24 protein-coding genes are annotated in these 22,874 nt (G+C 40.2%); 12 read left to right on the forward strand and 12 right to left on the reverse strand.

Annotated elements, in window-relative coordinates; translation table 11 throughout:
* The first annotated feature begins 3 nt into the window (after nucleotides 1–3).
* Both trpB and trpA read left to right on the forward strand, forming a co-directional pair.
* The gene (gene trpB, locus NH454_RS15645) at nucleotides 4–1,188 is read left to right on the forward strand and encodes a tryptophan synthase subunit beta (protein WP_135925232.1); all 1,185 of its coding nucleotides are present in this window, start codon (nucleotides 4–6) and stop codon (nucleotides 1,186–1,188) included.
* On the forward strand, nucleotides 1,185–1,997 hold the full coding sequence (trpA, locus tag NH454_RS15650) for a tryptophan synthase subunit alpha (RefSeq protein ID WP_199526206.1): 813 nt from the start codon (nucleotides 1,185–1,187) through the stop codon (nucleotides 1,995–1,997). The genes trpB and trpA overlap by 4 nt, the downstream gene beginning before the upstream one ends.
* A 60-nt stretch (nucleotides 1,998–2,057) precedes the next feature.
* On the opposite strand, the gene NH454_RS15655 is transcribed toward trpA, so the two are convergent.
* Nucleotides 2,058–2,630, reverse strand: coding sequence for a type 1 glutamine amidotransferase domain-containing protein (locus NH454_RS15655; RefSeq protein ID WP_138557336.1), 573 nt, complete (start codon nucleotides 2,628–2,630; stop codon nucleotides 2,058–2,060).
* A 136-nt stretch (nucleotides 2,631–2,766) separates the two neighbouring features.
* Nucleotides 2,767–3,036: an HU family DNA-binding protein gene (locus NH454_RS15660; RefSeq protein WP_138557335.1), complete on the reverse strand. Its 270-nt coding sequence runs from the start codon at nucleotides 3,034–3,036 to the stop codon at nucleotides 2,767–2,769.
* 193 nt (nucleotides 3,037–3,229) lie between these two features.
* Here NH454_RS15660 and NH454_RS15665 point away from each other — a divergent pair, with 193 nt between their 5' ends.
* The gene (locus NH454_RS15665; RefSeq protein ID WP_235383765.1) at nucleotides 3,230–3,817 is read left to right on the forward strand and encodes an inner membrane-spanning protein YciB; all 588 of its coding nucleotides are present in this window, start codon (nucleotides 3,230–3,232) and stop codon (nucleotides 3,815–3,817) included.
* A gap of 58 nt (nucleotides 3,818–3,875) precedes the next feature.
* On the forward strand, nucleotides 3,876–4,514 hold the full coding sequence (locus NH454_RS15670; protein WP_188730278.1) for a CPBP family glutamic-type intramembrane protease: 639 nt from the start codon (nucleotides 3,876–3,878) through the stop codon (nucleotides 4,512–4,514).
* A gap of 48 nt (nucleotides 4,515–4,562) precedes the next feature.
* Here NH454_RS15670 and NH454_RS15675 read toward each other — a convergent pair whose 3' ends face one another.
* Nucleotides 4,563–5,987, reverse strand: a complete 1,425-nt coding sequence (locus NH454_RS15675; RefSeq protein WP_199526209.1) for a sodium-dependent transporter — start codon at nucleotides 5,985–5,987, stop codon at nucleotides 4,563–4,565.
* Between the two features lie 198 nt (nucleotides 5,988–6,185).
* Here NH454_RS15675 and NH454_RS15680 point away from each other — a divergent pair, with 198 nt between their 5' ends.
* The 5 genes from NH454_RS15680 to NH454_RS15700 all read left to right on the forward strand — a co-directional run bounded on the left by NH454_RS15680 (nucleotide 6,186) and on the right by NH454_RS15700 (nucleotide 9,302).
* Nucleotides 6,186–6,485, forward strand: coding sequence for a YciI family protein (locus NH454_RS15680; protein ID WP_135925245.1), 300 nt, complete (start codon nucleotides 6,186–6,188; stop codon nucleotides 6,483–6,485).
* Nucleotides 6,486–6,636: 151 nt separating this feature from the next.
* Complete coding sequence (locus NH454_RS15685; protein ID WP_235383767.1) at nucleotides 6,637–6,888, forward strand: PepSY domain-containing protein; 252 nt, start codon at nucleotides 6,637–6,639, stop codon at nucleotides 6,886–6,888.
* Nucleotides 6,889–6,890: 2 nt separating this feature from the next.
* Nucleotides 6,891–7,565 carry a response regulator transcription factor gene (locus NH454_RS15690; RefSeq protein ID WP_054552907.1) on the forward strand — a complete coding sequence of 225 codons (675 nt, stop codon included), beginning with the start codon at nucleotides 6,891–6,893 and terminating at the stop codon, nucleotides 7,563–7,565.
* Nucleotides 7,559–8,896 carry an ATP-binding protein gene (locus NH454_RS15695; RefSeq protein WP_135925250.1) on the forward strand — a complete coding sequence of 446 codons (1,338 nt, stop codon included), beginning with the start codon at nucleotides 7,559–7,561 and terminating at the stop codon, nucleotides 8,894–8,896. The genes NH454_RS15690 and NH454_RS15695 overlap by 7 nt, the downstream gene beginning before the upstream one ends.
* Nucleotides 8,883–9,302, forward strand: a complete 420-nt coding sequence (locus tag NH454_RS15700) for a hypothetical protein (protein ID WP_138557332.1) — start codon at nucleotides 8,883–8,885, stop codon at nucleotides 9,300–9,302. Before NH454_RS15695 ends, NH454_RS15700 begins: the two co-directional genes overlap by 14 nt.
* Before the next feature lie 50 nt (nucleotides 9,303–9,352).
* Here NH454_RS15700 and NH454_RS15705 read toward each other — a convergent pair whose 3' ends face one another.
* Nucleotides 9,353–10,390, reverse strand: coding sequence for an AI-2E family transporter (locus NH454_RS15705; RefSeq protein ID WP_135925254.1), 1,038 nt, complete (start codon nucleotides 10,388–10,390; stop codon nucleotides 9,353–9,355).
* Between the two features lie 144 nt (nucleotides 10,391–10,534).
* Here NH454_RS15705 and NH454_RS15710 point away from each other — a divergent pair, with 144 nt between their 5' ends.
* The 3 genes from NH454_RS15710 to NH454_RS15720 all read left to right on the forward strand — a co-directional run bounded on the left by NH454_RS15710 (nucleotide 10,535) and on the right by NH454_RS15720 (nucleotide 12,700).
* Nucleotides 10,535–11,128 carry a hypothetical protein gene (locus tag NH454_RS15710; protein WP_138557331.1) on the forward strand — a complete coding sequence of 198 codons (594 nt, stop codon included), beginning with the start codon at nucleotides 10,535–10,537 and terminating at the stop codon, nucleotides 11,126–11,128.
* A 64-nt stretch (nucleotides 11,129–11,192) separates the two neighbouring features.
* Nucleotides 11,193–12,098, forward strand: a complete 906-nt coding sequence (locus NH454_RS15715; RefSeq protein WP_253039626.1) for a M14 family metallocarboxypeptidase — start codon at nucleotides 11,193–11,195, stop codon at nucleotides 12,096–12,098.
* Between the two features lie 185 nt (nucleotides 12,099–12,283).
* Entirely contained in the window at nucleotides 12,284–12,700 is a 417-nt protein-coding gene (locus NH454_RS15720) for a hypothetical protein (RefSeq protein WP_135925261.1), read from the forward strand.
* 30 nt (nucleotides 12,701–12,730) lie between these two features.
* Here the strand turns inward: NH454_RS15720 and ccoG are convergent, their stop codons facing one another.
* The 8 genes from ccoG to NH454_RS15760 all read right to left on the reverse strand — a co-directional run bounded on the left by ccoG (nucleotide 12,731) and on the right by NH454_RS15760 (nucleotide 22,707).
* Entirely contained in the window at nucleotides 12,731–14,113 is a 1,383-nt protein-coding gene (ccoG, locus tag NH454_RS15725) for a cytochrome c oxidase accessory protein CcoG (RefSeq protein WP_253039627.1), read from the reverse strand.
* A gap of 140 nt (nucleotides 14,114–14,253) precedes the next feature.
* Nucleotides 14,254–15,672, reverse strand: coding sequence for a sigma 54-interacting transcriptional regulator (locus NH454_RS15730; protein ID WP_253039628.1), 1,419 nt, complete (start codon nucleotides 15,670–15,672; stop codon nucleotides 14,254–14,256).
* A 111-nt stretch (nucleotides 15,673–15,783) separates the two neighbouring features.
* Complete coding sequence (locus tag NH454_RS15735; protein WP_135925267.1) at nucleotides 15,784–16,341, reverse strand: DUF1439 domain-containing protein; 558 nt, start codon at nucleotides 16,339–16,341, stop codon at nucleotides 15,784–15,786.
* Between the two features lie 53 nt (nucleotides 16,342–16,394).
* Nucleotides 16,395–19,076: a DUF349 domain-containing protein gene (locus tag NH454_RS15740; RefSeq protein WP_253039629.1), complete on the reverse strand. Its 2,682-nt coding sequence runs from the start codon at nucleotides 19,074–19,076 to the stop codon at nucleotides 16,395–16,397.
* Nucleotides 19,066–19,347: a DUF1315 family protein gene (locus NH454_RS15745; RefSeq protein ID WP_135925273.1), complete on the reverse strand. Its 282-nt coding sequence runs from the start codon at nucleotides 19,345–19,347 to the stop codon at nucleotides 19,066–19,068. The genes NH454_RS15740 and NH454_RS15745 overlap by 11 nt, the downstream gene beginning before the upstream one ends.
* Nucleotide 19,348: 1 nt before the next feature.
* Complete coding sequence (locus tag NH454_RS15750) at nucleotides 19,349–19,675, reverse strand: hypothetical protein (protein WP_135926289.1); 327 nt, start codon at nucleotides 19,673–19,675, stop codon at nucleotides 19,349–19,351.
* A 151-nt stretch (nucleotides 19,676–19,826) separates the two neighbouring features.
* Entirely contained in the window at nucleotides 19,827–21,329 is a 1,503-nt protein-coding gene (locus tag NH454_RS15755; RefSeq protein ID WP_135925277.1) for an alanine/glycine:cation symporter family protein, read from the reverse strand.
* Between the two features lie 250 nt (nucleotides 21,330–21,579).
* Entirely contained in the window at nucleotides 21,580–22,707 is a 1,128-nt protein-coding gene (locus NH454_RS15760; RefSeq protein WP_253039630.1) for a M14-type cytosolic carboxypeptidase, read from the reverse strand.
* Nucleotides 22,708–22,874 lie beyond the last annotated feature (167 nt).

Below are 22,874 nucleotides of genomic sequence, written 5' to 3' on the forward strand. Positions count from 1 at the left end.
AGAATGCAAAATCCAGCTTATTTCGGTGAATTCGGTGGTATGTTTGTACCACAGCTGCTTGTGCCAGCACTCAAGCAACTAGAAGCAGAGTTTAATAAATCACAAAACGATCCAGCTTTTCAGGCTGAGTTTGAAAAACTATTAAATGAATACGCAGGTCGTCCTACGCCATTAACTCTGACACGTAACTTAGTTAAAAATCCTAAGGTAAAACTGTATTTAAAGCGTGAAGATTTACTCCATGGTGGTGCGCACAAAACCAACCAAGTACTTGGTCAGGCATTGCTCACCAAGCGTATGGGTAAAAAAGAAGTGATTGCAGAAACAGGTGCCGGCCAACACGGTGTTGCAACGGCCCTTGCGTGTGCCCTACTTGGCTTAAAATGCCGTGTTTACATGGGTGCAAAAGACGTTGAACGTCAGCAACCAAACGTATTTCGTATGAAACTAATGGGTGCAGAGGTTATTCCTGTCACAGCAGGCTCTGGTACTTTAAAAGACGCAGTAAACGAAGCACTGCGTGACTGGTCAGCAAATTATAAAGATGCTCACTATTTACTAGGCACTGCAGCAGGCCCTCACCCATTCCCAACCATGGTGCGTGAGTTCCAAAAAATGATTGGTGAAGAAGCAAAACAACAAGTGCTTAAAGCTGAAGGTCGCTTACCGGATGCGGTGCTGGCTTGTGTAGGTGGTGGTTCTAACGCCATTGGTATGTTCACAGACTTTATTGATGAGCCAAGCGTAAAACTAATTGGTGTAGAACCCGCTGGTAAAGGCTTAGATACCCATCAACACGGTGCTACGCTATGTAAAGGCACAAAAGGCATTTTACACGGTACCTATACTTATATTATGCAAAATGACGATGGCCAAATTGAAGAGTCTTATTCTGTATCAGCAGGTCTTGATTACCCAGCTGTAGGCCCACAGCATGCTCATTTGCATGAAACTGGCCGTGCAGAGTACGTTGGTATTAGCGATACTGAAGCGCTTGAAGCGTTCCAACTACTGGCTAAAAACGAAGGGATTATTCCAGCGCTTGAATCAAGCCATGCCCTTGCATACGCCCTTAAATATGCCGAACAACAAACCGAAGACACTATTTTAGTAGTAAACCTAAGTGGCCGAGGCGATAAAGATTTGGCTCACGTACACAGTGTTTTATCAGAAGGAGGCGCGCTATGAGCCAGACCAACCGTTACGGACAAATGTTCGCCACATTAAATGAAACGAATCAAGGTGCCTTTGTACCGTTTGTTACTATTGGTGATCCTAATAAAGCACTCAGTGTAGAAATCATTAAAAGCTTAATTGATGGCGGTGCTGATGCCCTTGAGCTTGGTATTCCGTTTTCAGATCCGATTGCAGATGGCCCGGTGATCCAAGCTGCCAACATTCGCGCGCTTGATGAAAACATTAATACCCAAGATTGCTTTGATATCATCAAACAAGTGCGCCAGTACAATGCCGATATTCCAATTGGCCTGTTATTGTATTCAAACCTTGTGTTTAAGCGTGGCCTTGAAAAGTTCTATCAAGATGCTAAAGAAGCAGGCGTTGATTCAATTTTAGTGGCTGACGTACCGCTGCATGAGTCAAAGCTATTTCGCCAAACAGCAATGAAAAATGGTATTGATCCAATTTTTATTGCAACACCGAATGCAGATGATGACACTCTTCGAGAATGTGCGTCATATGGTCGTGGTTATACATACCTTCTTTCACGCGCAGGTGTAACAGGTACAGAAACCAAAGCACAAATGCCAGCAGATTCATTAGTTAAAAAGCTAAAAGATTACCATGCTGCACCGGCATTATTAGGCTTTGGCGTATCAACACCGGAAGATGTTAAATCAGCACTCGATTCAGGGGCTGCTGGTGCGATTTCAGGCTCTGCGGTTGTTAAAATCATCGAGGCGAACCTTGATGACCAAGCAGCAATGCTAACTGGTTTAAAAGAGTTTGTAGCCAGTATGAAAGCCGCTACAAAGTAAGTTGTTTTATTACTTAAAAAAGGGCCTTAAAGGCCCTTTTATGTATCTACTCATTAATTTTTAATGGTGGCGGTGCACACCCTCTTTAATCTCTTCGATAAACTTACGATTAAAAGCCTCTAAGTCGGCTGGGCTTCGGCTTGTGACTATGCCATCATCAACACACACCTCTTGATCAACCCAATTTGCACCAGCATTGATTAAATCAGTTTTGATACTTGGGTATGACGTCACTTTGCGGTCGCGTAGTTTGTTAATTTCGGCTAGTAACCATGGGCCGTGGCAAATCGCGGCAATAGGTTTGTTTTTGCCTGCACTAAAAAAGCCATCAACAAAGGCTTTAGCTTCACTGTTTTGGCGTAAAGTATCTGGATTAAATAAACCGCCCGGTAGTAATAGAGCATCATATTCACTTGAATCTGTCTCACTGACTATGCGGTCAACGCTTACACGTTTTCCCCATTGATTTTCATCCCAACCAGTAATGTCATCTCTTTCAAGCGAAACAACTTCGACTTCAGCTCCTGCTTCAAGCAACGCACTGCGCGGTGATAGCAGCTCACTCTGCTCAAAACCATTTGTTGCTAATATCGCTACTTTCTTACCGTTTAGTTGGCTATTTAGATTTGACATGCTATCTCCTTATTTGTGAAAACTCACACTAATACAGCAGACACCATGCCAAATATAACCAACTGAAAATATTGCATTTATTGAAAATTCAAAGCGACACACCCTGTAAAAGCTACAAGACCTTTGCAAATCCTGCTTATAGGGCGTCTTTTAGGGCTTTTGCAGGTTTAAAAACAGGTTTGTTGGCGCCTTCAATTTCAATTTCTTCACCAGTTTGCGGGTTGCGCCCTTTTCGTGCAGGGTAATAACTCAAGGCAAACGTACCAAAGCCATTAATTTGCACTTGGTCACCCTCAGAAAGAGACTTTTCGATAGCATTTAACATGCTCGTTAAAGCTGCTTGTGTGTCTTTTTTTGTTAATTCGCTGTAGGCAGCCATTTGAGATACTAGTGCGGCTTTATTCATAAAAATGCTCCAAAATACGCCGCTTAATCATCTGAGGTTAAGCGGAAAAAGATAAGGTAAAACAACCTAAACGCAGGTTTAGGCCAGATTGGCTCGGGAGGCTAAGCTTTCAGGGCAACTAAGTCAACCTTGTATCTTGCGCAATAACTTGATACAACCCAGTATCTTTTTAAATTAGAGCATTTATAAATTTATGCATGCGATTATTGAATACATCCCGCTGATTTTATTTTTTGCGGTTTTCAAGTTAGTTGATATTTATTGGGCAACAGCCTTGCTGATGCTAACCACCTTAATTCAAGTTGCTTATTGTTATTTTAAAGATGGCAAAGTACCAACCCGTCACTGGGTGTTTTTTGCTATAGCGGTGGTATTAGGTACGCTGACCTTAGTATTCCACGACGAGCAGTTTGTAAAATGGAAAGCCACCATTGTTTATGCCATTTTCAGTGTCACTTTGTTAGTAAGCCGCTATGTGCTTGGCAAAAATCTTGTGAAAAAAGCACTTAGCTCAGTTTTAGAAAATGCCTCTGAAAGTAAACAAGAAATTGATGTACCAGAAGCACTATGGAATAAACTTAACCTGTTTTGGGTTGCAGTGACCGCAGGTATCTCTGCGCTAAATATCTACATTGCCTATAACTTCTCGCTCGATTTTTGGGTTAACTTTAAAGTGTTTGGTTTAATGGGTATTACCTTTGTTTGCGTGTTAGCAACGATCATTGCCCTTTTCAAATACTTACCTGAAGATGACGAAAAGAAAGATCCTAAGCGATCTTAATGTCATAAATCTGTCGTCTTAGCTTGTTAGCGTAAATAAAAAACACGCTGAGACGACATTGAACGCTAACCAATACCGCTGGTTTGAATTTACCCTCATATTTGTTTCTTTACCGCTATTAGGCTTTTTTCTGCGTGCCTATCTCGCGAACTGGCTTATTCCTGCACTTATTATTTTAATGACTGTTTGCGGCATGTTGCTGTTATCAGACCCCCATTTTAAGCGTTTTCGTTTAACTAGCCTTGGGCAATTTAGTGCGGTAAAACGTCGCTTATTTAGTTTTTTCTTTTTAGGAGCGCTATTCTCAGGGATGTTTTACGGCATCATGAATCAAGAAAACTGGTTTTCACTGCCAAGAAATTCATTTAACGATTGGCTAATGTTGTTATTGCTCTACCCCATTTTATCGGTGATGCCGCAAGAGCTTATTTTTAGAACCTACTTTTTTCACCGCTATAAACGGATTATGCCAAGTAAAACCGTGCGTATCATCGTCAGTGCATCGGTGTTTGCGTTGGCTCACATTGTCTATGCGAATGTACTCGCAGTACTGCTGGCATTTTTAGGTGGGCTGCTGTTTTCTTACACCTATGCGCAAAGCCGTTCTACCTTCGTGTGTGTTATAGAGCACAGCTTATGGGGGTTATGGATGTTTACGCTTGGCTTAGGTGATGTGCTTGATGCAGGGGCATTCTAGGGCTATAAAAAAGCCGCGCAAGTGCGCGGCTGAGTATTGAGCTGGCTTTTAAAATCCGAAAATACTAAATGCAAAAAACTTTGTTGCGACCGTATTTACAAAGATAAGTAATAAAATTGCCGGAATAAACGTTGATAGCGAAAAGTTCACATACTTCTCTGTAAAACTACCGATATAGCCTTCAGAGCCTTGGCTTAACTCTTCAGAAAGATTCGCTTTTTTCCAACGATACATAACGAATAAACACACCATTAAACCATTAAGAGGTAAAATCGTGTCGTAAAACACATCATAAACAATATCGAATAAGCTCTTATCCGCACCGCCGTAACTAACAAAATTTGTTAATGATTCAACCATACCAAACGACATTGTACACAGCACAGTTAAAACACCGGTTGATAGAGTTAAAATAGCTAACGCTTTTTTACGGCTAATGCCTTTGCGATCACTTAATGAAGCTGTCGGTACCTCAACAATCGATACAAGCGATGTAATTGCAGCAAAAAAGACTAATAAGAAGAATACAAACGCTACAACTGATGCACCCACGTAACCAATATCAGCTTGAAGCGCTAATAAAATTTTCGGTAAGTATACAAAAATCATCGACACTGATGAGTCAGATAACGTACTTGGATCTGTATTCGGGTTAAAACTAAAAATAGCCGGTAACACCATAAGACCCGCAATAAAGGCAACAAGAGAGTCTGTTACAGCAACCATTTTAGCACTGCCAACAATATCGTCTTTCTTAGAGATATAAGATGCATAGGTCATTAAAATACCCATACCCAGTGACAATGAGAAAAACGCTTGAGCTAATGCACCATTTAAAACGCTCGCATCCATTTTACTGAAATCAGGAACGATGTAGTACTTCACACCTGCCATGGCATTATCCAGTGTTAAAACGTAAACAACCAGCGCAGTGAGTAGTACAAATAAAGCTGGCATCATAAACTTAGCCGCTTTCTCGATACCTTCTTTTACACCACCAACCAGAATCAAGTTAACAATGATTGCAACAACGGCCATATAGCCAAACACTGTGTAGCTATTGATAAAAGTGCCAAAATTATCAGGCTGTGCCAAGGCATCTAGATTACCGAATGCAGTTTGCGATAAATAACCGAAAATCCATACGGTGATCACCATGTAAAAAACGGCAATCATAAACGGCGTTAATACCGCTAAAAAGCCAGCAAAGTTCCATTTTGGATCATTACCCGCTAAGATTTTGTATGAACCAAGCGGATCTTTCTGTGCTTTTCGGCCCATCGCCATTTCGGCCATCATCACAGGCAAACAGATAAAAATCACAAACAGTGCATAAACTAAAAGAAAAGCACCACCACCGTTTTTTGTAGCTGAAACAGGAAAACCTACTAAGTTTCCGATACCTACAGCAGAACCGGCTGCCGCTAAAATAAAACCGAGGCGGGAGCTAAAGTGCTCGCGTTTTTCGCTCATTTAAAAACCTTATTATTATTTTCTCAACCCAGCGACTCTACCAGTGTTACACCGCGTATTTCAAGCTTTATAAGTGAAAGCTATAAGCAAAGCTGTAAAGATTATTTAGCGACTGAACACATATGTATGACACAATAATCTCTCGTCTATTGGTAACAATATGCTACTATTTTCTAAAAATAACATTGAGAACTCACTATGCTGTATATGATTTATTCAACTGATGTTGAAAATAGTTTAGAAGCCCGTAAATCTGCACGCCCAGCTCACTTAGCTCGCCTTCAAGAGTTAGACGATCAAAATCGTTTATTCACAGCAGGCCCTCTTCCTGCAATTGATAGCGAAGACCCAGCTGAGGCTGGTTTTACAGGCTCATTAGTGGTCGCGCAATTTGATTCATTAGAAGCAGCACGCGAATGGGCAGCAAACGACCCTTATATTGCTGCAGGCGTTTATGACAACTCAGTAGTAAAACCATTTAAAAAGGTGTTTGGTTAAAGCCTGAACTCAACTGAATCAATAATTCAGTGTTTGTTCACGGCTTATTAACTAAGATCTGGCTATCAAATTACAGAATTTAACGTAATTACTTGAATTTTAGTTAATTGGTTAATTAAACTAAATGGGTCTGGTTTAGGAGTTCCCCGTCATGCGCACATTATTAGCCTTCAGTTTTAGTCTTTTATTTGCATTATCAAGCTTTCATGCTGATGCCAATAAAAACCAAGCACCTGAGGTGACTAAAAAGCAAGCTGTGATGATTGCCAAAAAGTCTGAAGATGGCCGAACCCTAAAAATCACAGAGCAAGACAAAGTATTTACCGTAAGAATTTTAAAAACGAACGGCCATGTGGTTGACGTCCATGTGAACAAAAAGACTGGCGAAGTGAAAAAGGATTAAGAATGCGAATTTTAGTTATTGAAGATGATTTACACTTAGCAGATAACCTTCGTAATGCTCTAGAAAAAGAGCGTTATAGCGTTGACCTTTGTCACGATGGTGAAGCTGGTTTATTCCACATTACTGAGTACCCGCTTGATATGGCGGTGGTAGATTTAGGCCTTCCAAAAGTAGACGGTATCGAATTAATTACCAAAGCTCGCGCTCAAGGCATTACCATCCCTATTTTGATTTTGACGGCGCGCGACCGTTGGCAAGATAAAGTAGAAGGCCTCGATGCAGGTGCTGATGATTACCTTACAAAACCGTTTCATGTTGAAGAGCTAATTGCCCGCTGTAATGCCCTTATCCGTAGAAGTGCAGGTAAAGCAAACCCAGAAATGACAGCTGGTCCTATCAAAATTCATACTCGCTCACAGCAAGTGTGGGTTAACGATAAAGAACTTAGCTTAACTGCATACGAATACAAAGTGTTAGAATACCTCATGGTTAACCCTCAAAAGGTAATTTCTAAATCTGAGCTAACAGAGCACATTTACGATCAAGACTTCGACCTTGATTCAAACGTAATCGAAGTATTCGTATTGCGTTTACGTAAAAAGCTTGACCCTGATGGCACCCTTAACCCAGTTGAAACATTACGCGGCCGTGGTTATAGGCTTAAAAGTCAGTGGTAGCATCGCAAATACCGCTTAAAGTAAGGCAAGGATTTATCCTTGTCTTTGTTTTATTAGTAGCCCTACCAATTCTGTTTTTCTCAATTGGTAAGGCTTATTACGCCTCTTTAGTCGAAGCGACCGAAAAAACCCTTGAAGCTCACTTATATTCATTAATCTCTGAAGTCGATTTCACTGAACGCGGCATTGTTATGCCAAGTACCATCTTAACTCCAGAGCTAAATAGATTAAACTCAGATACCTATGCGATGATTTATCGCGGCGACTTACCTGTTTGGTATTCTGAATCAGCCACCAACATCAACTTTATTCCTGATAACTTTGAAGCTCCAGCAGGCTCTGCTGACTTTCGCCGTGTTGAATACAACAATACCGTCTATTGGCAATTAACACTTACCGTTATTTTAGAAAACATTGACCAATCGGAGCATGCCCGTTTTATCTTATTAAAACGTAATGATGCTCTACTTAGGCTGATGGATGGCTTTAAACAAACACTGGTTAATTGGATGTATGTGATGGGAGTGGCCATTGCTGCGCTGATGGCAATTGGTTTTGTGTGGAGTGCAAGACCACTACAGCGTCTCGATAAAGAAATTAAAGCCATTGAATCGGGCGATAACCAGCAAATAAAAGGTCTTTACCCGGTTGAGTTGCAAACTATTAAAGCCGATTTAAACTTATTGCTTGAATCGCAGCAGCGCCAAAAAGAGCGTTACCGCGCATCATTAAGCGATCTTGCTCATGCATTAAAAACGCCATTGGCAGTGCTTAAGTCAAGCCCATTGGCCAATGATGCTGATGCACAAGAGCAATTGGATCGTATTAATGTGATGATCGAACATCAATTAAAACGTGCCGCTACGGGTGCCTCTGATACATGGAAAAAGCAAACCCATATTAAGCCGGTTATCGAGTCAATTTTAAGTGCAATGAGTAAAGTGTATCGCGATAAAGATATTATTTTCACTTCTGAGGTCAGTGAAAAAGATTATTTTTTAGGTGATAAAACAGATTTAATGGAACTGCTTGGTAATTTAATCGATAATGCTTGTAAAGCTTGCCGTTCGCAGGTCGATATAAAGGTTAAGCAAAATAAGCAATTAACTCTCAGCATTTGTGATGATGGACCAGGTGTCCCAGAGCAAAAACGTGAATCGCTACTAACCCGCGGCACCCGACTCGATACATATGAGAGTGGGCATGGTGTTGGTATGGCCATCGTATCAGATTTAGTAAACTCATATAATGGCACATTGACTATCCGAGATGCAGAAAAACTGGGTGGTGCTGAGTTTATATTAGAGTTTAATTATCATGATAAAAAATAAACAATTCACTATAACACTCACTTTGTGCGCTGCTCTTGTAACACTGGCATCACAGGCTTCACAAGCACCACATGATTGCCAGTTAGCAAGCAACAATACCGAAGAAACTAAGCGTTATATTCAATGTCTTGACCAAGTGATTAGCGATTTGCAACGCGATCAAAAAATGTGGGTAAATAAACTCACTATGGATATTGAAAAAATCAAAGAAGACACGGGAAATAGTCAATTACTGCCTATCTTTAAAAGAAGCTTAGTGAATCAAGAGCGCTATCTAGAAGACAGCTGTCGTTGGCGATACTTAAATGAAATGCCAAACGCAACCAAGGCAGCCATTACCTATAAGCTTTGTGAAATAAATATCCTTGGTAATCACTTAAATATTCTAAAACAACCTCTTAAATAAAAGGCGCGTTAGCGCCTTATTATTTAAATTTTGCTTAATCTAGCAAATTGCTATTGATCAATTGTTAACTCTTCACCGTTACCAAGTAAAGTTGCAAGCCACCGCCCTTCTTGGCTGGTTTCTAAAGCAATTTTTACTATCATGGTCAGTGGAACTGACAGCAACATACCTACTGTTCCCATCAACCAGCCCCAAAAAATTAACGATAAAAAAACCACCAGCGTTGATAAACCTAAGCCTTTGCCCATGAACTTTGGCTCGACGATATTACCCATCACTGTATTAATCACTAAATAGCCACCAGCAATGATCCCTGCAACTAGCGGCCCTTGCGTTATCAAAGCAAGTAATACAGGAGGTACCGCTGCAATGATAGAACCAATATTAGGAATGTAGTTAAGCATAAAAGCAACAACACCCCACAATACAAAATAATCAACGTCCAGTGCCCAAAGCATAAACCCAGCTAAAAGACCTGTAGCCAAGCTAACCATGGTCTTTATTGCGAGGTAAGAGTTTATTGACCCTAGAAAGCGATCAATTTGTTGCATTTTCATTTCTGGGTCATCGAGTGCTAAATGAATTTTTTTATTCAGCATCGGTCCTTCAAACAGCATAAACACCACGGTTAATATAATTAGGAACAGGTTGGCCATCACTCCCCCTAATCCCGTTAGCATATTCGTTGCAACATCGATCATTTTGCCCGGATCGAATAAAGAAATAATCTGCTCTTTATCAATCAAAATATTATAACTTGCAGCAACATTAACCACCCAAACAAACTCTTCTTTTAGTTGTGTTTTATACTCGGGTAGTTTTTCAGAGAAATCGGTCATCGATTGCCCAACTAAACCGGCAAGGCTAATCCCAACGCCAACAATAATGAGCATTACTAACACCACTGCAACGCCCTTGGGAATTTTATACCCGGCAAAAAAACGTATAAGGGGATTACATATAATGGCAATAAAGGCAGCCAAAACAAAAGGAATAACAATCACACTTGCAGCTTTTATACCTGCTAAAACAATCACTAAAGCCGCAAATATAACTAAACTCTTATTAACACCAGTCAGGCTCGACAAAATAAAATCCTTGTAAACTTTTTCCCATCAGTGTATGTCAAATAAGTAGTAAAAGAAAATCGAAAAACATCTGGCACAACAAATGCTCATAATTCATACAATTTGTGATATTATTGGCCAGTCGTATTGTAAAAGGAGCTAAGGATGGCGCATTTAACAGAACAAGAACTCTCATTTTTTAACCAACTCTTTGAAAATGCAGATGATGGCAGTGATGAAGTCACAAACACCAAAATGTCTGTAAAACTAAACTTACCCGATAAACTCAACGGATTATTAAAGAACGCTAAATTGACCTTACTTGCTGAAGTGGGTGTTTATCAATTATGGTTCCCGCTGGAGTTTGTTAATGATGAAAATGGCCAGGTTATTCCTCTACTCAGTGCTCCTGAGGTTATAGATACGAAAGGCATCGAGCGGAGTTGGCGAGCACCTCATCTAAACCTGCAAACTGACCACTACATTATTCTGTCACTATCAAGTACGGGAGTTTTGTTAAAACCAAAACAAAATAAGCCAGACTTTTCAAAAGAGCTGTTATTAGCATTTGAGCTGCCAAAAAAAGAGCGTATTGTTCTGTCTGCTAAACCTGTTCGTGTTACCAGCAATGGTATTGCAGCAAAAATTATTACGGTACACGAGGGCGAAATTGCTCTTCGTCAATACCTTTTCGATACTCATAAAAAGCAACATGCCCAGCTATACGAACATGCCAATATAAGCACTGACCTTATCTAGTTGCAGGTAATGCTAAGCTTCGATAAGCTTGGCATTTTGCACCTCAACACAACAAGGTATTTTTATGAGTTACCCAATCGGAACGCCTGGTAAGCCATGGACCGACGCCGACAAAAAAGCGTGGCTTGAATTACAATCAGTAAAACGCAGTTACCGTGAAGATGTTGTCTCACAACTTGATGCTCTGTCTACACTCTTTGAAATTGAGCAGTATGGTGCACTGAGCTATGACAGCGATAAATATCCTCTTTACATTTTAAAAAGCAAACAATGGCAAGCAGACAAACCAACTGTTTTAGTCACAGGTGGTGTACATGGTTACGAAACAAGCGGTGTGCATGGTGCATTAGCGTTTGCTAAAGTCAAGGCCATAGACTATTTTGCAGAATTTAATATCTTAGTGGCACCGTGTATCAGCCCTTGGGGTTATGAAACAATTAACCGCTGGAACCCTAATGCCACGGATCCAAATCGCTCATTCTATGCAGATAGTCCAGCTGAAGAGTCTGCCGCAATCATGCAATATTTAGCCGACAACGCTATTGCACCCTATGTGCATATTGACCTTCATGAAACAACTGATACTGACAATAGTGAATTTCGCCCTGCTCTGGCAGCACGTGATGCAACGACTCACGATAACTGGAACATTCCAGATGGCTTTTATCTTGTTGCTGATAGCGAACGTCCGCATGATGCATTTCAAACAGCGATTATAAAATCAGTTGAGAAAGTAACCCACATCGCACCAAGTGATGAGAATAACCAGTTGATTGGTGTACCACAAACTCAATTTGGCGTTATTAATTACCAAGCCAAAAAGCTGGGGTTATGTATGGGCTTAACCGATGCAGAATATGTCACAACAACAGAGGTTTACCCTGACAGCCCACAAGCAAATGATAAAATTTGTATTGATGCACAAGTAGCCTCAATTACTGGTGCTTTGAACTACATTGTTAACAAATAGTTAGCTATATTTTAAATTCAGAGCGACTTATTTATTCGCTCTGAATACAATTAAACAAATAAAAACCCCAACAAAATCCAATTAAAGAAAAAAATATGTTTTTTCTTTTTTACATACTAAATAACTAGACACATACATACAATTGTATAAAATTCGCGCTCTTTTTAATTCAAAAGGGAAGCAAATTGGAATTTAAGAATCACTATGGCAGTGTCAGTATCATCACTGATGGTCCAATTATTATTGGACAATTTTCTGGTAATATTAACGCACGTTTAGTCAATGACTTTGCAGTCGATTTAAAAAAGCATATTACTGCTTTAGCTGGAAAGCCGTGGGCATATATTAGTCATTCTACCCAATTACTTGCTACCACCCCTGATGCAGAACGTGGTTTTACCCAATTATTTCGTGCCCTGCAAGGCACAAACTGTGTAGCAACCGCTTATATGTTTAGCTCATCCATTGTGCTTAACCAAATGAAACGCATCATTGCGCAAGCGCAATCTCCGATTCAAATAATGGACTGTTTATTTGATGATTTAGACAGCGCTAAAGCTTATGTGCAAAAGCAGCTCGAATTTGCAAAGATGGCTTGTTAACTACAAGCCATTTTCACTTTTAGGTCAGGGTCAATCTCGGTAAAACTTAGTTTCTTTGGTAATTGCGATATCAGCATCTTCTAATGCTTGAATGTGAAAACTGATAGGCGTTACCTTTGATTTCAATTCATAGCCATCAGCAACCACAGTAACAGGCACACGCTTCATCTGACCCGCCTCAACTGTAATATTTTCGGGCACCTGTAAGCTTGCTTCTTCAATACCACTGATACCGATTGAATAGCTCAAGCTATGCTGTGTTTTGTTGATAATTGATAAGGTATATGGGTTTTCTACTAAGCCTTCAAAATTAACACGATACAGGGCATTACGGTCACGAATGACAGAGGCTTCAATAGCTGTACGCATTGCCATCCATACAACCATACCAATAACAAACAACGCCGTTAAACCACCATAGCCAAGCAGTTTTAGTCTAAATGGGTTGGTCGTTTTGCCTTCCATTTGTTTTTCAGAGGCGTACTTGATCAGGCCTTTTTGATAATTGAATTTTTCCATAGTGCTATCACACGCATCGATACATAAGCCGCAGTTTATGCATTCATACTGCAAGCCATTACGAATATCGATACCGGCCGGGCATACTTCCACACATAGGTTACAGTCTACGCAGTCACCTAAACCTAACTCTTTAGGATCGGCTTTACGTTTACGCGCACCACGAGACTCCCCTCGCGCTTGATCGTAGGTAACCACTAACGTGTCTTTATCAAACATCACTGATTGAAAACGTGAATAAGGGCATGCGACAGTACACATTTTTTCGCGTAGAAAGCCCGCATTACCATAGGTACAAAAAGCGAACAGGAATACCCAAAAGCTGACGATCCCAGACATTTCTAGGGTAAATAAACTCATGTAAAGAGACTTAGCAGGGATGAAATAAGCCATAAATGACATAGATGTAAGCAAAGAGATCACCAGCCAAGCTGCATGCTTAGTGATTTTCTTTTGCCATTTACTTACTGACCAATCAGCTTTATCAAGTTTAATGCGCTGGTTTCGGTTACCTTCGACTTTATGCTCGACCCAAGTAAACATCAGCATCCAAATTGTTTGTGGGCAAGTGTAACCACACCAAACACGCCCTAACCAATTAGTGACGAAGAACAAAGCAAACGCGCCAGTCATAAATAGCATGGCTAAGATCATAAAATCTTGTGGTAACAGCGTTAATCCAAACAGGGTAAATTTTTGGCTCGCTACATCGAGTAATACAGCTTGGCGACCATCATATGGGATCCATGGTATGGCGATAAACGTCAGCATCAGCACCCAGCCTAAGTAACGACGGATACGTTGAAAATGCCCTTTTTGCTCTCGAATATAAATTGGCCCTTCTTGGTTGTAGGGCTTGATGATTAAATCTTGTTCTTTAATATCAAATTTCATTTTGCTACTTACTTTTGTGTCGGTAATAGCCTGACAGAGCAACTATCAGGCCAACACAAATTAAAATGTAAATTACTGATATTAAATGATTAATTTAATTTTACCGCACCATCAATCGCGATATATCACGAAAGCGCGCGTTATTTCGCGAAACTGCGTTGTATACCTAACTTTTTCATTTTTGATCTAAGGGTACTCTCGGGAAGACCCAGCAAAGTTGCAGCGCCATTTTCACCTGATATTTGCCCGTTGCATCGCTTAAGTACCTCACAAATATGCTGCTTTTGTACAGCATCAAGGGAAACAACTTGCTCATTCGGTTGTTCGTTATTCAACGGCGCAGAGAGCTGTAATACAGTTTGCTTAGACAAAATAGCTTCACGCTCTAGGATATTTTGTAGTTCACGAATATTGCCTGGCCAATCATAATTAGCCAGTTTAGTGAGTGTAGCTTTGCTAAGCCCCTTTAACTGTTTACCTAAGCGCTTGTTAAGCTGTGTAATTATGTTTGCAGCAAGGAGTGGGATATCTTCTTTTCGCTCACGAAGCGCAGGCACACGAATAGGAAAGACATTTAAGCGATAGTACAAGTCCATTCTAAAGCTACCCTGCTCGACCATTTGCCACAAATTACGATTTGTTGCAGCCAGTACTCGAATATCGACTTTTAAGGTTTGACTGCCACCCACGCGCTCAAACTCTTGTTCTTGCAGCACGCGAAGTAATTTACTTTGTGCTTCTAATGGCAATTCTGCCACTTCATCTAAAAATAATGTGCCTTTATCGGCCAGTTCAAAACGCCCTTTTCTGCGCTCATTGGCCCCTGTAAACGCCCCTTTCTCATGGCCAAATAACTCAGACTCAATTAAGTTTGCAGAAAAAGCAGCACAATTAACCCTAATAAATGGTTGCTTAGCTCGGCTACTCAAACGATGTAAGTTTCGTGCCACCAGCTCTTTGCCTGTGCCGTTTTCACCTAAAATTAGAACAGTACTGTTAGTTTGGCTAACTAAAGTAATTTGTTCTAACATCGTTTGAAAAGAATGACTTTGCCCCACTAAACCTGAATCTTGCCAATCTTCGTTTAACTCTGAAATAAGATAAGCATTCTCAGCTTGTAGCTGTTCAGATAAGTGCTGGACTTGCGCTAAGGCATCACGCAATGCGACTTCTGTTTGCTGCTGTTTTGATACATCGCGAAAAATCGCGACTGCGCCAATTAAGGCCCCATTTTTATAAACGGGTGTAGAAGTATACTCAACAGCAAAATAGCTACCATCTTTACGCCAGAATACTTCATCGTTTACGTGGCGATGTTTACCATCGAACATAGTGCAATATATCTGACATTCATCTGCGGGATATGGTGAGCCGTCTTTACGAGTATGGTGATGATATTGATGTATTTTTTTACCAAGCAGTTCTTCAGCTTTCCAGCCAGTCATGCGCTCAGCAGCAGGATTTACAAAAACCGCATTGCCCGATAAGTCAAAGCCATAAATCCCTTCGCCAACTGCATTGAGCAATAGCGTGGGGTCGTTTAAAAATTCCTTGATCATAGCAGTCACTCAACTCGCGAAATATCACGAGTAATTATGACAAGGTTAAACTTGCTTAACAAGCAATTACAAAAAAAGCGGCTTAATGCCGCTTTAGATATTTTAATACTTTTATAAGGTAGGCACTAAGATAATTTCGCCCTGAGATACTTTCATATCTAATGGCAATTTACTCAGTAATGCTAACTTAGGATCGTTCATATTTAACTTATAGACAGGGTTAACAGCTAAAAATCCGTTGATCACTTGCATTGCCTGATCATCTAATAAGTTTAAGCTTCCCTTAAAACCTGCTGTATCGATTGTAGTATCAACCAGTTTTACATTACGTAAAAAGACCGCTTTTTTCTCGCTGTCATAAAATGGGCTACCTTCAATTTGCAGCTTCAAGCGTACTGGATATTTAAGCGCAAAGGCTTTAATAACAGCGCTTGAATCGGCTCCTAACACTACCACATCACGCTTATCTGGGCCTACATTTACACTTAGGTCATTTACCGCAAAATCAACAGGTAAGCCCATTAATTTAATTTGCTCACTCAATTTTGGTAATTGATCAGCAAGGGCTGCTTCAATTTCTGAATTGGTAAACGAGTACACAGACATACCTTGATTTGTACTTTTACATGCACCTAAAAATAAGCAGGTAAGTAATAATAAAATTCTCATTGTTTCCCTCAAAAAACACGGAAAAAAACCGCTATAAAAAGCGGTTTTATTCGTTAAATTGCAAATATTGCTTTAAGCCTTGCTAGTGTGTCAGCAGAAACTGAACCCTCACTGACTGCAAGTAATTGCTTTAAGTAATAATAAACATCGGCTTTTTCACCACGGTGTTTATCATCTAACATCGCAACTTGTTCTGTCATACGTAACTGACTATCAGCAGACTCAACACCTGCAAGAATCTCGATACGTGTTAAGAGCTGCTCAGCAGTTAAGCTAGTCGTTAATGAAGCTTGGAATTGCGGCGGAAGCTCACTGCTGTTCTCAAGAGCTGCAAACAAAGCCGTTAACTTAGACTGCTCTGCTTGCTTACTAATAACCTTCGTTTTTTCGCTAATTGCTGACTCTAACTGAGCCACTCGAGCAGACAACGCTTTTGAGTACTCAAGTCCTGCCAATTTCACAGTTAAATCTTTAAGCTGTGCAAGATGCACTACACTCTCAAGGGCAGTTTCAAGTTCAGTTAACTGCTCAGCTACAACTTCATCATTTTGCTGTTGTACTTGTTTTTGCTGTTCAAACTCAGCACTACGCTTGGCAAATGTGTCGTCGTTAACACGTCTGAATTGTTGCCATAAGGTGTTTTCAGCTTTCATTCCCGCAAAGCCAATTTTTTGCCAAGTTTGTTGCAATGCTTTGAGCTCTTGACACGCAGAAGCCAAGTCATCACTTTGAGATAACAGTGTTGCTTGTTCTACAAGTGCGGCTTTTTGCTCAGCATTTGTTTTATGAAACGCAACTAATTGGCCTTGTACTTGTGATTGCGCAGCTTTGAATTGCGCTTGTAGTTCACGGTATGTTTTAGGGTCAACATTACCCGCAGAACGCCATGCTTTAACAACACGGTTAAACTTACTTTCAAACTGTTTCCAATCAAATTCACCAGATTCAGTATCAAGTTCATTGAGTTGCTGCATTTGCGCAATAATATCAACACGCTGTGCTTTAGCTTGCTCACGTTGCTGCTCTTGCTCTGCAAAATACTCGCGACATGGGGCAAACAATAGTTCAATCTGTTGATCGAATAACTCACCTTGCTGTTTCTCTGCATCCGTATCTAAACGACCTAATTCATTCCAACGACGACGTAACTGTTTAACTTGTTCAGCACGTTGTTTAGGGTCTGTACACTCGATTGCAGCAAGTTCATTGACTTCAGCAAGTAATGCATCACGCTTTGGCGCTGATGCATATTTTTGCCAATCTTTTGCTTCTGCTAATTGGGCTTCTAAATCGGCTTTTAGACTATTTAAAGGCTGTTTATAGTAATCTGTAAGTGTGTCGTATAACTCTTCAAAGCCTTTAAACACACCAAACGCTACATTGAAACGGCCTTGTTCAATCAAACGCTTCACATCACGGGCTTTGCGTTTTGCTGTTTGTTGATTCTTTTCAAACTTATTTGTCAGCGGTGCCATTGCTTGCTGCCAGCTGTTTACTGCTTCAGCTAAATTTGCTTTAAAGCGACCTTGTAAACGACTCGGAATACTTGCTAGTTTTTTGCGAGCCACTTTTTGCTGTTGTTCAAACTGCTGTTTTAAGCCATCAAACTCATTTTCGTCTTCAGTCGTGGTAATCGCTTTTAAGGCATCAAACGCAGCTTTAAACTCTGCAATCGCGGTAACAAGTTGTGGTAATTGCTCAACTTGCTTAAATAGATTTGACAAGTGCTGTTTAACATCACGGACATTTTGATTATCAACTAAGTTTGCTTCAGCCAAGGTATCTTTTGCTTCTGCCACTTTAGCCTCAAGCCAATCTTGCTGAATTTGCTCTGGCGTTTCTAAACCTAATTGCAATGCGTTTTCAACTTCTTCGCCAATAGCTTCAAGGGTTGCAAGGGCTAGTACCTGACGCTGTTGCTCAGCTAATGCTTGCTGCATTGCTTCATGCTCTTTGCTTAGTGTTGCAATGTGAGCTTCAAGCTTTTGGGTAATCGTAGAGTATTTTTTATCAAGGACGCTTACTTGCTCATCACTGAGCCATTTTAACTCGATTGCTTGCCACTGTTGTAATAGCTCAGCATGTTGCAGCGATACTAGCTGAAAATCATTTTTATCACGAAGCGCATTCAATTTCGCCAATATAACGCGAGTATCAGCTTCGACTTTTGCAGGCATTTCTACTGCTAAACGCTCATTCTCAAGATGAGCCGCAAGTTGTGTATGCGCTTCACCTTTTGCATGTTTTAGTAGTGGCTTGGCAAGTTGGTGGTTAATGACAAGCTCAACAAGTTGCAATTGTAGCTCTTCGCGGCCTTCTTTAAAGGCTTTATCAATTAGGCTTGGGTTTGCTAAACGCTTTAATAATTTAACACGAACTTGAATTTCTTTTTCTGCAAATGCTAGCTTTTCAAGGGTTTTCACTGGCGCATAACGCTCTATAAACTCGTTTTTAATACTCGCGTCAAGTTTGCTATCAGTATTCAAAACCGCTTGATTAATGTGCTGCTCTGCAATTTCTTTAAGTGCTTGGTCTTGCTTGTATACTTGCCACCATAAAACAAGATCGTTCACTTTATTCAAGGCTTTTTTACGGATCTCAGCGGAGCTATCTTCAAGGGCAATACTATTTAAGATGCTAAGATCACGTTCTGTATCAAGGCGTTCAACTGCTGCTAAACGAACCTGACTTTTAGGGTGTTTCCATTTTGGAGTAAACAGGTGTTTAAAGATCATTTTCACTAAACCTAGCTATTTCATTTTCTGATGCGAATTCTTTTTGCAATTGAGCTTTACTCTTTTGCACCATTTCACCATTTGCGCCAATGGTAAACTGCTCATTGGTTTGCGAAACTTTAGCTTGGTAAAGCATCACGAGTTGAACTGTTTGTTGTTTTTGCTCTTCTGATAATGGAGTGCCATCAGGCCATTTACCTGTAGACGCACCATACTGAAGACGTTCAAATACTTCCGGGGTGATATTTTTAACAATATGATCAATATTCATGCTACTTTTTCTTTTTTAAAACAACTAAATAGATACGGCACACTATATACCATACAAAACCTACTGCCATTGCTGTCGAATAGGCATACCACTCAATAGACTCTGTTTCTGGATGCATAAAGTAATAACAGAAAAAGCCACCTAAAAATAATATCAGTGCGAGGAAAGACTGATTCATAAACTTTTGCTGTCTACGAATACGCGTTTCTTTTTGCATTTGCTGCAACTGCTCATTGCTTAGATCGGTGACTTGGCATTCACAATGCGGGCATTGTTTATGTTTGTCAGATATTGATTTTGCACATTGCGGGCAACTAATAATCGCCATATCTTTCTCCATACTACGCATAAAAAAGGCGCCTTTAGGCGCCCTTTATTGTACTTGTTTTATGAGTCGATGTCTTATTTGAATTTCATTCATTTGTGAAGATTCGAAAACCTGTACAACTAAATTCACGACAAATACTCAAAAAGCTGATTTATTGTTTCTGTTTCGCCTTTTCAGCTAGACGCTTTTCCCAGAAAGTCGCATTTTTAATGCCTAATTTAACTGGGTCAAAGGTGATTTCACCACCCGCTTTCTTTTGGTCTTCATAATCTCGTAGACAATTAAGAGCAGGTTTGGCAACAAAGAAAATAGCTAAAATACCCACGATGTTGATCCACGCCATTAAGCCAACACCAATATCACCGATATTCCAGATATAGCCTGAGCTATTTACCATACCGTAAGCCACCATAAACATAATGACGAACTTCACAACAACCAGTGGAATATTACCTTTAAAATAACGGTTTAAATAAGCAACGTTAGTTTCAGCAATATAGTAATAAGCAAGAATGGTTGTAAATGCAAAGAAGAATAAAGCAATACCAACAAACGCTTCACCAAAACCGCCAAATACACTAAACAGTGCCATCTGAGTAAAGGCTGCTGAGCCTACTTCAGTTGCAGCATCAACATTTTGTACAATAAATTGACCCGCAGGTAACTCACCCACAATATTGTATTGTTTAGTGATTAGAATCATTAGCGCTGTTGCTGTACAAACGAAAATAGTATCAACATAAACAGAGAATGCTTGCACTAAGCCTTGTTGAGCTGGGTGGTCTACTTCAGCTGCAGATGCTGCATGCGGACCCGTACCTTGGCCTGCTTCGTTTGAATAGATACCACGTTTAACACCCCAACCAATCGCAGCACCAAAACCTGCTTGCGCAGTGAATGCATCAGATAAGATCATTGAGAAAATGCCTGGCACTTTATCTAAGTTTAAGAACACCACGATTAAAGCTAACACGATGTAACCTAGCGCCATAAATGGCACCACAATTTGTGTGAAGTTTGCGATACGTTTAATGCCACCGAAGATGATAAACGCAAGTACAATTAAAATGATTGCAAGGGCAACTAGCTTAAAGCTACCTACTTCACCAAAGCTGGTGCTAACCAATGTGCCTTCACCGAAGACTTGTGTGAATGCATTACCCACTGCGTTTGCTTGTACGCCAGGTAAGAAAACACCACAAGCAATAATAGCGGATAGAGCAAATAACACTGCAAGCCACTTTTGTTGTAAACATCTGTCGAAGTAATAAGCAGGGCCACCTCGATACTGACCATCTTCTTCTGACTTATAAATTTGACCTAGCGTTGATTCTGCATATGCAGTACTTGCGCCTAAAAATGCGACAATCCACATCCAAAAAATCGCGCCTGGACCACCAAAGCCGATCGCAGCAGCAACCCCGGCAATATTACCAACACCAACACGGCCCGATAATGAAACAGCCAGAGCTTGGAATGATGAAATTCCTGTATCTGAGTTATTAGAACTTAGCAATAACTTACACATTTCTTTGAAATGTCGAACTTGCGCGAAACGGGTTAAAACGGAATAAAACAGGCCTGCACCTAGACATAAGTAAATGAGTGCACTACTCCAAATTACGTCATTGACGGCGCTTACAAAAGCTTCCATGGATATCCTCTATAATTATATTTTTTATTGATAGTTACGATGCTCTGCGTTAGCGAATGAGAATGCGCGACATAATGATCTGAGAATTAATCAAAAATAATCATCTCTCAGCTAGATGTACTGAATATTAACTTAAACAACCTAACTTTGTTAACAGTTAATTTTCAATATGACAAATGTGCTTTGTATTAGTCAACCAAAAAAAACGGGCATCAATCTGATTGATACCCGTAAAATTTGCTTAATGTTGTTATCTTAATTTATCAACAACGTTAACAATAGCCGCTAACGTATCTTGACCAAACTGATATGAACGACGGTCAGACCAGCCGTAATCAGGATCTGGTAAATCATCGTTATCTTTAAATGGCATTTCTACCGTATACGCTAATGCATTAAACTCATGCGCTACAGCTGAAGAACCTACCGTTAGATTAGCCTGACCAGGCTCATCTTTTGGATAACCGTGTTCGTCTTGGAACTCAGGCGTTACAGTTAAAAGCGCAGCTTTAAAGCAATCTTCTAACTCTTTTAAACGATCATCGTAACCCGGAATACCTTCGCTACCCGCAACAAAGTTATAAGGAATCGCTTCGTCGCCATGAATATCTAAGTGCATATCAAGGCCCGTTTCACGCATTTTGTTAAGCACTAAAAATACTTCAGGGCTATTTTCCATGCTTGGTGTTTGCCATTCACGGTTCAAGTTAACGCCCTTAGCGTTAGTACGTAAGTGACCACGCACACTGCCATCAGGGTTCATGTTTGGCACAATATAGAATACTGCTTTAGATAATAGTGCCGCTGCATGTGGGTCTTCGTCATCAAGTAATTTATGAAGTAAACCTTCAACATACCACTCAGCCATTGTTTCACCCGGGTGCTGACGTGCCGTGATCCAGATTTTTTTCTTTTCACTGCTAGGAATACCGACACGTAATACACTCATGTCACGACCATCAAGTGTTTCACCTAAAGTTTCTAGTTCACACGCATGCTGGCTTTGTGCCCATGCTAATAAATCAAGGTGACGGTCATAGCTATATGGTGCGAAATAAGCAAAATACATGCTGCTGCACTCAGGCTCAACTTCAAATGATAATGTACCGTTTGCATATTCAGATGGAACACGGAACCAAGTTTGACGATCGTATGATGCAACCGCATGATAACCATCCCAGCCATCAGGATACGCTGAGTTTTCTAGGTTATTAATGTGTAATTTATGGTTTTGAAACGCGGTTGTTTCAAGACGAAAGTGAAACCACTGGAAAAAATCAGACTGATTGTCTTTATTAATTTCTAATTGAATATTCAGTGGATCAACGGCTTCAATAACCTTGATATTACCACTATCAAAATTGCTGGTGATTTTCATTCTATAAACCTATTGGTTAAAAATAATTCTTAGCTATTCGTTTGTAAGTTAAGAATTAAGTCAACGCCCTATCGTTAGAACGTTTCGTTAGTAATATGGTGTAGACCCTTAACAGCCTACCACATGCTGAAAATTTGCAAAAACTTTCACGACTAAAAAAGCCAGCA

This window comes from Pseudoalteromonas sp. Ps84H-4 (genome assembly GCF_024124645.1).
Taxonomy (GTDB): Bacteria; Pseudomonadota; Gammaproteobacteria; order Enterobacterales; family Alteromonadaceae; genus Pseudoalteromonas; species Pseudoalteromonas lipolytica_C.